The following is a 6,660-nucleotide window of genomic DNA, read 5'->3' as shown; positions in this document are numbered from 1 at the left end:
CCTCGGCACCACCCGCCGCCGCGTCGCCGCGCTGGTCACCGCCGCCCTGCTGATCCCGCTGGCCGCCTGCGGCGGCGGGTGGTGCCGAGGGCGGGAGCGGAAGGCATGGCGGCGGACTCCTTGGCGTACCGGGCCGGTGAGGGCCCGCGAGCGGATGTGGGGGGGGACGACGGCGCCGCGGGACCGGCGATGCCGCGCGGTCACGTCAGGTCGATGTGCACATTGGTGGACTTCACCCGGGCGGTGGCCCGCATGCCGACCTCCAGGCCCAGCTCCTCCACGGCTTCCCGGGTGAGCAGGGAGACCAGCCGGTGCGGTCCCGCCTGGATCTCCACCTGGGCGGCGACATCGCCGAGCTTGACGGCGGTCACGATGCCGGGGAACGCGTTGCGGGCCGAGGTGTACGGGACGTCGTCCTCGCTCGTACCTCCATTCTGCGCGACCTCGACGGAGAAGGCCGCGAGTGCCCGGCCGTCGATGAGCCGGCGCCCGCTCTCGTCGCGATGCGTCTCGACGCGGCCGGCGTCCGCCCAGCGGCGCGCGGTGTCCGGACTCACCCCGAGGAGCCGGGCGGCCTGGCCTATCGTGTACGACTGCATGTGCGACAACATAGGCCGGATGGCCTCGCATTTACAATCCTCGACCGGCCCTCTCCCCGCAGGTGCGACCCTCTCGGAGGGTCCGGCCCGCTCAGCGCTTGACGGCCCGCAGGACGACGAACTTCGGGTCGCTCGTGACGGTCTCGCAGTTGCCGAAGAGACGCCGCAGTTTGGCGTGGTACCCGAGGTGGCGGTTGCCGACGACCCACAGCTCCCCGCCGGGGCGCAGCGCCGCGCGGGAGCCGGTGAACATGCGCCAGGCGGTCGCGTCGGTCGTCGCCTGGTGGGTGTGGAACGGCGGATTGTTCAGCACGAGGTCGACCGTCGCGGCCGCGACGTCGGTGAGGCTGTCGCCGAGGACGAACTCGGCCGCCGTGTCCGGGGCCGCGTTCTCCCGGAAGGTCGCCTCGGCCGAGGCGACCGCCGAGAACGACTCGTCGATGAAGGTCACCCGGGCCGCCGGGTTGTCCAGCGCCATGGCGGTGCCGACCACACCGTTGCCGCATCCGAGGTCGACGACGTGTTCGGAGCCCCGGCGGTGCGGCAGGTGGCGCAGCAGGAAGCGGGTGCCGATGTCGAGCCGTTCCGCGCAGAAGATCCCGGCGTGGTTGACGACGGTACGGCCGGACATGGAGCCGATCTCGTCGGGCAGCGCGTACCGGTGCGGCCAGGGGCCGGGGGTACGGGTCCTGCCGGGGGCGGGCGCGCAGAAGATCAGCCGCGCCTTCCTGACCGCGAGGGAGGTCGTGGTCGGGCCGAGGATCTGCTCGAACAGCTTCAGGGTGGAGGTGTGGATCTCGGTGACCCGGCCGGTGGCCAGCACGGTGGTCCCGGGGTGGACCGCCGGGGCCAGCCGGTGCAGCTGGTCCTCCAGCAGCGCCAGGCTCTTGGGGATCCGCACCAGCAGCAGGTCGATCCGCTCCGGCGGGGTGTCACGGGCGGAGAGCAGCCGTACGGCGTCCTCGCCGACGCCCGCGCGTGCGAGGTTGGCGCGGGTCGCCCGCTGGGTCAGATACGAGTCGGTGATCTGGACCAGCGGACCGGAGGTGGCGGAGTCGAGCCGCCGGGCGGCCAGCGCCGTGGTGAGCGCGCCCCACCGGTCTCCCACGACGGCCACCGGGCCCGACAGGTCCGCGGGTTCCGCGTCGCTCCCGGCGAGGTGGCGCAGCAGGTACTCGTCGGCGGCGTCCCAGGCGCGCAGCGTCTCGCGGGGGTGGTCGGGGAATCGGGTGAGGCCGAGGTCGCCCCAGGGTGTCGTCAAACGGTTCATCGTGTTCACAGGCTAACCGCCCGTACGGGCAGGTCACACCAGGTGCCTCAGCCGGGCGGTCCGGCCTCGGGCCCGGTCAGGCCGCGGGCCCGGTCCAGTGCCGCCTGTGCCTGCCCGGCCGTGAGGACGGCGGCGAATTCGGCGCGCGCGATCTCCAGGACGGTCTCGGCGTCGGCGGGAGGGTGCGGATGGTCGCGCAGCGCGATGTCCGCCGCCGCGCGCGCCAGCAGGTCGTCGTCCGGGGCGGCCCCGGGCTGGGACATGGTCCGCAGGACCTGGTGCCAGAGTGTGGTCATCGCGTCAATTCCCTTCGTCCGCGCGGGTACCGGCCGCGGATCCGTCGCCCCCGGCGATGCCGAGGGTGGCCAGAGCGTGGTGGATCAGTTCGTCGGCGAGCAGTTCCCGGGAGAAGGAGGCGCTGTGCCGGGTCCAGTGGGCCACCAGCTCGTTGCTCGCGCCCGTGAGCGCGACCATGGCGAGGGAGTAGTCGCGGGCCGGGACCTCGCCGCGCGCGACGGCCCGCTCGGCCTCGGCGGTGAGGAAGTCGCTCCACAGGCCGCGCCAGAGCAGCCGGTGCTCCTCGACCGCGCGTCCGGCCCCGACGATGTCGACGAACGCTATCCGGGTGGCAGCGGCGGCGTCGGTGACGGCCTCGACGTAGGCGCGGCCCATCGCGGTGATCCTGACGCGGGCCGCGGCGGACTCCAGGGCGGGGTCGCCGAGGACGGTCAGCGTGGCTTCCATTCCGGCGCGGGCCACCCCGTTGTGCAGGGCGATCAGCAGGGACTCGCGGCTCTCGAACTCCTCGTAGAACGCGCGCAAGGGGAGGTGAGCGGTGCCGCAGATCCGCTCGACGGACGTGGCCGGGTAGCCGCGTGTGGTGAACAGTTCGGTCGCGGTCGCCAGCAGCCGTTCGCGGCGTGCCACCCGGGGCTCGGGACCGGAGTGCTCCGCCCCGGCCCGGTGCGCTCCGGTGTGATGCGGTCCGGCGTCATGCGGTCCGGCTTGCGCGCACGCAGGTGGGTCCGTACCCGCTTCCCCGGTGCCCGCGGCGGCGCGTGGGGTGTCCTCGTCGGCCGGCGGCGTGTCCGCGGAACGTCCGCCACGGCTCATTCGACCTCCCCCAATCGACCTGCGCACACCGGGTTCTGCCCCCGCTGGGAGCGTCTGTCGAGCATGCCACGCACCGCCCGGCGACACGCCCCGTTCCTCGAATGCGGTCGCGGTCATACGAACACACGAATCGGTGTTCGGTGTGGAGGTCCCCGCGCGGCCGTGCGGCGCCGCTCCCGGGCCGGGCGCCCTTCCGCTCCGGGGACCGGATCGCCCACTGCCCCGGCGGGCCGACTGCCCGCCGCGTGGGTGGCGACGCCTACGGGCTCACCTGTCGTCGGACGCCGGGCCCGCCGCGGCGAGCGCCGCGCCCGTGTCGTCCGCCAGGGTCACGGCGACCCGGCGCACCTGCCGGGAGGGGACGGCTTCCGGGGTGCGCCTGAGCATGAAGCGGCCGAGGTAGCGCCCGCCCGCCGAGGCCCGCAGTTCGATCTCGCCCTCCGGCCGGCCGAGCCGCTCCAGGTCCCAGGGCCGGTGGTCCACGGGGACCGTGCCGTCCTGTTCCAGCCGCGCCGGGTGCCCGAGCAGCGTGCCGTACTCGAACCGGCAGCCGCGCAGCCCCGGCATCCCGACCAGATGCCGCCCCACCCGCTCGACCACGGCGTCCGCGGCGCCCGCCGAGCGGGCCAGGCGCGCGGTGTCGTGGAGCCGGGCCGGCAACCCCGCGTCGACCACCGTCATCACCCGCAGCCGCCGGGCCCTGGCCGCCAGTTGGGACACCACGAGCCCCACGACGAGCAACAGCACGGTGGTCTCGACGTTGTTCGTTCCGGTGAGGGCGAGCCGCTCGAACGGGCGGGCCAGGAAGAGATCGGACCAGACGACGGCCGAGAGCGCCGCGAGCGCCCCGGCGACACGGTTGTCCAGGGCGGCGACCGCGACCACGGCCACCACCAGGATCAGCGCGAGATCGGTGCCCACCAGGTCCGTACGGAAGGGCACCAGCGGCAGCGCCACCGCGAGTGTCGCCAGCGGCGCCGCGAGCAGCGCGAGCGGGTCGCGCGGCGCGGACATCATGGTCCGCCTCGCCTTCTTCCCCCGGAACACGGGAAGTCCGGCGCGCTTGCGCACGCCTTCGCCCCGTCGGCACTGTCCAGGGTGCGCCCGCCAGGGTGGTAACGGGCGGGAGCGTGACGGGTTTGACGCGACGTTGACGTGACGTTGACGCGGCGCCCGTGAGCGGGCCCCGGGGCCCGCGCGGGGCGGCTCGGCGGCTGTGATATCCCTGCCTGCATGGACGATCGAGAGGCCCTGGTGACCGCGCGGCTGCTCCTGCGTCCGCTGAGCCCGCCGGAGGCCGAGCGGGTGGCCGCGGGGGAACCGGCGGCCGGGGACCGATGGGCGGCCGGCTACCCCACCGAAGGCGACCTCACGGGGGCCAGGCGCTATCTGACCACCTGTTCGATCACCGGCGATCCGCAGCCGTTCGGCCCGTACGAGATCCGGCGCCGCGCGGACGGGCACACGATCGGCGGGGTCGCCTTCCACGGCCCTCCGGACGACGAACTGAGCGTGACGATCGGCTACGGCCTCGTCCCGTCGGCGTACGGCAGGGGGTTCGCGTCCGAGTCGCTGCGCGGGCTGCTGCGCTTCGCGCGCGAGCGCGGCGTCCTCCGCGTCCGGGGCGACACCGACCACGGCAACACCGCGTCGCAGCGGGTGATGACGGCGGTGGGCATGCGGCTGACCGCGGAGGACGAGCGCCTGAAGTACTACAGCGTCGTCTGGGACGACGTCGGCACCCCGGACGGTGCCCTTCCTATCCCCGGCGCTGGATAGGCGTGCGGCGGCGGCCCTGGGGCCGCTCGAAGAGACTCTCCATGGTGGGCTCCTCGTCCCCCTCGGCTTCGTGGAGGGGCGGCAGTTCCACGGTGTAACGGGGCTCCAGGAAGATGTCGTGGTGCTGTGGACGCGCGTGCGGCGCGTCCGTCGTGGTCGGTGCCCGCAGTGGATCCTGGCGGGACGGCGAAGAAGGCATGCACAACCGTTCGGTGAGTCGAGCGGTCGCGCGGCCCCAATGCCGATCGACCCGCTGGGAAGGTGTCTACCTCATCCTTCCCCGTAGCGCACAACCACGGGTACCCGGCCCGCCACGGTCCGCGCCCGTAGCGGCCGTTCCCGGCTCTCGGCCACACGGACCCTTCCCGGTCGCCGACGGGTCCCCCGGAGGCCCGCGCGGGAAGGGTCACGGGGTGCCCGATGTCAAAGACTCCGTGACCGCGCCGGTGGCCGAGCTGATGCGGCGCGGCCGTGAACCCGCCGTCGCCCAGGCGCTGCGCTCGACGGCGGCCGCGACGATCGCCTATGTGGTCGCCCGCCATCTGAGCACCGAGGCGGCGCCGCTCACCGCCCCGCTGACCGCCCTGCTGGTGGTGCAGGTGACGCTCTACTCGACGCTGACCACCGGGATCCGCCGGGTGAACGCGGTCGTCGCCGGAGTGCTGGTGGCCAGTGGCTTCAGTGTGCTGGTGGGGCTGACCTGGTGGAGCCTGGGGCTGATCATCCTGGCCTCGCTCATGGTGGGACGTCTCGTACGGGTGAACGAGTTCGTGCCCGAGGTCGCGATCAGCGCGATGCTGGTCCTCGGGGTGACCCGGGTGGCGTCGACGGCGTGGGACCGGGTGCTGGAGACGCTGATCGGCGCGGTGGTCGGGCTGGTGTTCAACCTGCTGTTCGCACCGCCCGTCTGGGTGCGTACGGCGGGCGACTCCGTCGAGGACCTCTCCCGGCGCATGCGCCAGCTGCTGCTGCGCATCGGGGAGGGGCTGACGGAGCCGCTGACCGTGGAGCGCGCCGCGTCCCGGCTGCACGAGGCCCGCAGGCTCGACCACGACATCAGCGAGGTGGACGCGGCGCTGCGCCGGGCGGAGGACAGCGTGCGGCTCAACCCCCGGGTGCGGGAAGGGCTGCTGCACCGCGTGGTGCTGCGGACGGGGCTCGACACCCTGGAGATCTGCACGGTGGTGCTGCGGGTGCTGGCCAGGACGCTCACCGATCTGGCGAAGGAGCGCACGCGCGAACCGCTGTTCGCCCCGGAGGTGGGGACGGCGCTGGAGGATCTGCTCGCCCGGGTGGCGGACGCGGTCGTGAGCTTCGCCGTCCTGGTGACCACGGAGGCGAGCGCGAGCGCCGAGACGGCGGAGAGCCGGTTGGCGGGGAACCTCGAATCGGCGCGCAACAGCCGGGAGCGGCTGGCGGAGCTGCTGCTGGAGGGCGTTCAGCGCCATCCCCGGCAGTGGCAGCTGCACGGCGCGGTGCTGGCGGAGATCGACCGGATCCTCGACGAACTGGACATGGAGCACCGCTCCGTACGGCTGATGGAGGAGCTGGACCGCGCCTCGCGCGAGCAGCGCGAGCGCTACCCCCGGCTGGCGGCGGCCCGGCAGTGGGCGCGCGGCGCACCGACCCGGCGCGGCTGAGGGCGGGCACCCCGGAACACCGCGCACACCGGCACACCGCGCACCCCGGCACACCACGCACCCCGGCACTCCGGCATCCCGCGCACCGGTCCGGCAATCAGCCATCGACACGGGATTGTTGACGTAAACTTTGCCCTCCCCGGGCGCGTCGGCCGCATGGTCCGCCGGAAAAGCGGGCGCTCACCCGGTGGGAACCGGCGCGCGGGCGTCGTCATCAGCGGCGACGCCGCGAACAGCGCCCCGCGAGGCGTGATCACGA

At 73.8% G+C, this 6,660-nt stretch carries 8 protein-coding genes; 2 read left to right on the top strand and 6 right to left on the bottom strand.

The genetic code is table 11. The annotated features are described in order from the left end of the window. Positions 1–200 precede the first annotated feature (200 nt). The 5 genes from DVH02_RS09830 to DVH02_RS09810 form a co-directional block, all read right to left on the bottom strand. Complete coding sequence (locus DVH02_RS09830) at positions 201–599, bottom strand: TOBE domain-containing protein (RefSeq protein ID WP_114623381.1); 399 nt, start codon at positions 597–599, stop codon at positions 201–203. 91 nt (positions 600–690) lie between these two features. After that, entirely contained in the window at positions 691–1,869 is a 1,179-nt protein-coding gene (locus tag DVH02_RS09825) for a methyltransferase (protein WP_114623380.1), read from the bottom strand. Between the two features lie 47 nt (positions 1,870–1,916). Next, entirely contained in the window at positions 1,917–2,165 is a 249-nt protein-coding gene (locus DVH02_RS09820; protein WP_114623373.1) for a hypothetical protein, read from the bottom strand. Positions 2,166–2,169: 4 nt separating this feature from the next. Further along, positions 2,170–2,796 carry a TetR/AcrR family transcriptional regulator gene (locus DVH02_RS09815; RefSeq protein ID WP_158575853.1) on the bottom strand — a complete coding sequence of 209 codons (627 nt, stop codon included), beginning with the start codon at positions 2,794–2,796 and terminating at the stop codon, positions 2,170–2,172. A 453-nt stretch (positions 2,797–3,249) separates the two neighbouring features. Further along, a complete protein-coding gene (locus DVH02_RS09810; protein ID WP_114623379.1) occupies positions 3,250–3,999 on the bottom strand; it encodes a DUF4118 domain-containing protein in 750 nt (249 codons plus the stop codon). A 216-nt stretch (positions 4,000–4,215) separates the two neighbouring features. Between DVH02_RS09810 and DVH02_RS09805 the strand changes: the two genes are divergently transcribed. Continuing rightward, positions 4,216–4,761 carry a GNAT family N-acetyltransferase gene (locus tag DVH02_RS09805; protein WP_114623371.1) on the top strand — a complete coding sequence of 182 codons (546 nt, stop codon included), beginning with the start codon at positions 4,216–4,218 and terminating at the stop codon, positions 4,759–4,761. On the opposite strand, the gene DVH02_RS09800 is transcribed toward DVH02_RS09805, so the two are convergent. Beyond that, positions 4,742–4,960: a hypothetical protein gene (locus DVH02_RS09800; protein WP_114623370.1), complete on the bottom strand. Its 219-nt coding sequence runs from the start codon at positions 4,958–4,960 to the stop codon at positions 4,742–4,744. The two genes, DVH02_RS09805 and DVH02_RS09800, sit on opposite strands and share 20 nt — an antisense overlap. 259 nt (positions 4,961–5,219) lie before the next feature. Between DVH02_RS09800 and DVH02_RS09795 the strand changes: the two genes are divergently transcribed. Further along, positions 5,220–6,401: an FUSC family protein gene (locus tag DVH02_RS09795; protein ID WP_114623378.1), complete on the top strand. Its 1,182-nt coding sequence runs from the start codon at positions 5,220–5,222 to the stop codon at positions 6,399–6,401. The last annotated feature ends 259 nt before the right edge of the window (positions 6,402–6,660 follow it).

Origin of the sequence: Streptomyces corynorhini, assembly GCF_003346515.1 — a bacterium.
GTDB classification, from domain to species: domain Bacteria; phylum Actinomycetota; class Actinomycetes; order Streptomycetales; family Streptomycetaceae; genus Streptomyces; species Streptomyces corynorhini.
This window is presented reverse-complemented; position numbering and strand designations above follow the sequence as displayed.

What these genes read in the sequence shown, in the direction of transcription:
- DVH02_RS09820 (WP_114623373.1), bottom strand. Translation starts at nt 2,165, where the DNA reads ATGACCACACTCTGGCACCAGGTCCTGCGGACCATGTCCCAGCCCGGG.
- DVH02_RS09795 (WP_114623378.1), top strand. Translation starts at nt 5,220, where the DNA reads ATGCGGCGCGGCCGTGAACCCGCCGTCGCCCAGGCGCTGCGCTCGACG.
- DVH02_RS09800 (WP_114623370.1), bottom strand. Translation starts at nt 4,960, where the DNA reads ATGCCTTCTTCGCCGTCCCGCCAGGATCCACTGCGGGCACCGACCACG.
- DVH02_RS09805 (WP_114623371.1), top strand. Translation starts at nt 4,216, where the DNA reads ATGGACGATCGAGAGGCCCTGGTGACCGCGCGGCTGCTCCTGCGTCCG.
- DVH02_RS09825 (WP_114623380.1), bottom strand. Translation starts at nt 1,869, where the DNA reads ATGAACCGTTTGACGACACCCTGGGGCGACCTCGGCCTCACCCGATTC.
- DVH02_RS09830 (WP_114623381.1), bottom strand. Translation starts at nt 599, where the DNA reads ATGCAGTCGTACACGATAGGCCAGGCCGCCCGGCTCCTCGGGGTGAGT.
- DVH02_RS09810 (WP_114623379.1), bottom strand. Translation starts at nt 3,999, where the DNA reads ATGATGTCCGCGCCGCGCGACCCGCTCGCGCTGCTCGCGGCGCCGCTG.